Annotated in this window: 2 protein-coding genes; one reads left to right on the top strand and one right to left on the bottom strand. The window is 45.8% G+C overall.

What is annotated here, in order from left to right; all coding sequences use genetic code 11:
• Nucleotides 1-128: 128 nt before the first annotated feature.
• A complete protein-coding gene (locus VIP81_RS27690) occupies nt 129-1,049 on the top strand; it encodes a hypothetical protein (protein WP_331969098.1) in 921 nt (306 codons plus the stop codon).
• Nucleotides 1,050-1,268: 219 nt separating this feature from the next.
• Here the strand turns inward: VIP81_RS27690 and VIP81_RS27685 are convergent.
• The coding region (locus VIP81_RS27685; protein ID WP_331969095.1) for a HEAT repeat domain-containing protein at nt 1,269-2,335 on the bottom strand (1,067 nt) is incomplete at its 5' end.

Raw genomic sequence — 2,335 nt, 5'->3', positions numbered from 1 at the left:
TTCAGCGGTGGCGGCGGTGGCTGGTCAGGCGGCGGAGGTTCAGGAGGAGGCGGCTTCGGTGGCTTCGGAGGAGGATCCGGCGGTGGCGGCGGCGCCAGTGGTAGCTGGTAACAGGTGAAAACTATTTTATGTCATACTTGCATGTGTTAAATGGAGATGCTATCCTTACCTTGTTCCGGCAAAGTGAGGTGCCGGGAGAAGTTGTAGTATGTAGAGAAATGATGTGCGAAGGAAAAGTAAAGTATACCAAAGACCTTACTGAATTCTTTGAAAGTCGCGCCAAACACCTCGAATACCAATACGGAATAGATAAGCAAACCTATTATACCAATGTAGTACAGGAGCTGGAGAAGTTAGATCTCTCCGGCTCCTCCGCTGATGAAATCATCCTCTGGTTTGAATACGACCTGTTTTGCCAGATAAATATGCTGTTTATCCTGCACTACATCGTCAGTAAACTCCCTACACTTCCCCCCATTAGTATCGTTGACTTGCCACATCAGGCACAGCAACAAGACTTTCCCAAATTATTTGAGCAGCGCGTCAGGCTGCAGCCCGATGACCTGATATGGGCCGCTGATGTGTGGGATGCCTGGTGTCTCCATACGCCACAGGTGCTGGAAACGATCAGTAAACTATCTGCCGGAAATCTAACTGCCCTGCCGGCAGCCATTACTGCCCATCTGAAAAGATTTCCGGATGTAAACACCGGACTCAATGCCATTGAACACTATTTTCTGCTGCGACTCGTACTGGGTAGCTATCGCTGGTATGATCTCTACATGATCTTCTGGGATGAACTCGAAATATATGGCTTCAGCAATTTTCAACTGGATATCCTCATCCATAGAATGGTGAATGCTGGTGTGATAGAAGAACATGATCAGATGCTGAAGATTACCAGCCTGGGAAGAGAAATATTGGAAGAAGAAGAAAATTACCTGGACTATGTTTCCCTGGAACACCGCTGGCTGGGTGGCGTAAAGTTGGCAGATACCCCCTGGCGCTGGGATCCCGCGATTAAAGCATTGGTAGAAGTAGAATTGTAGTGCAGCGATTTTTTGTCTTTGTTCAGGATTATACTGATTTAGATGATTTCCCGGATTTTGTTTTTTTGATTTTATAAGATTAAAAAAGATTAGCGAATACCGATGTGGATAACCGCACTGGTATTCGCTAATCTTTTTATCCTCAAAATCATAAAAAGTAAAAATCCGGGAAATCATCTAAATCAGTATAATCCTGGGTAAGACAACCTCCGCGCGGCTTTACTCTTTAATTGATTTCCTTATTTCTTCAGCAGCCTTACGCATATACTCTGATTGCTTCAGCAGCTCATCCCTGTTGGTACCAGTAACAGATGTTGCTTCCTGGGATTTACTCTTGCTGATTTCCTGCATCCAGTTACTGATATAGGTGCTTACCTGTGGATTGCTGAACTGTGCGGTCATGGCTTTTACCTGATCCACGCCTTTCGTTACCGCAGCGGTATTGTTCACTTTTGATAAGAAGCCAAGATAGTCGAAAGCTGCATTCAGCTTGTCCTGACCACTGGTTTCATCAAATTTGGTAGCCACAAAACCAACATCGGCAGCATTGCCTTTGCGTGCATATACACCGGCAATCGCATTTACCAGCTTGCCTTTGGTATCGCCTTCCATTTGTTTGGCGATTGCATAAGCTTTATCCAGATCCAGTGATGCCAGACCTTCCAGGCCGGCAGCTTCCACACCATAAGATTTATCTTTCGTAGCACCTTCAAACAGGGAAGTATATTGTGCATCTTTCAGTTCACCCAGTTGCTGTAAGGCAGCTGCGCGTACCAGCGAACTTGGATCCTGTTTGGCCAGTTCCAGTAAAACCGGAAGGGCAGCTGCTTTCACAGCACTGTTTGCCATATTCAGTTTGCCAATGGTGTAGGTTCTTAAGCCATGGTATTTATCTTTCAATGCCAACTGTAACAGTTTTACTGCTTCAGGATTGGTGGCCTGCGCGTCTGCTGCTTCATCTATGGCAATGTGACGGTCCATATAGTTAGGCGCATGTGCATACTGATAAGCGTAGGTGCTGAAAGCGCGGTGATCATCTATCTTGGCTAATACTACTTTATCAGCATCTACATTCACCAGGTCCGGACGGGTAGTATAAGAGAAAGTAAAGGAGTCTACCCGGTTTTCCATGAAGATCTGATGTCTTTCGGCTTTACCACCAGCATAGATATCAATTGCCATGGGGATCTGCCATACTTTAGCTTCTTTCTGGATCTGCTGTAAAATAACGGTCACGGTTTTGGCGGCGTCGTTATATTTATAGCTGATGTCGAGCTGTGGGAAAC

Source organism: Chitinophaga sp. (assembly GCF_036566945.1).
GTDB lineage: Bacteria > Bacteroidota > Bacteroidia > Chitinophagales > Chitinophagaceae > Chitinophaga.
The sequence above is the reverse complement of the archived record's forward strand: the minus strand, read 5'-3'. Positions and strand labels throughout refer to the sequence as shown.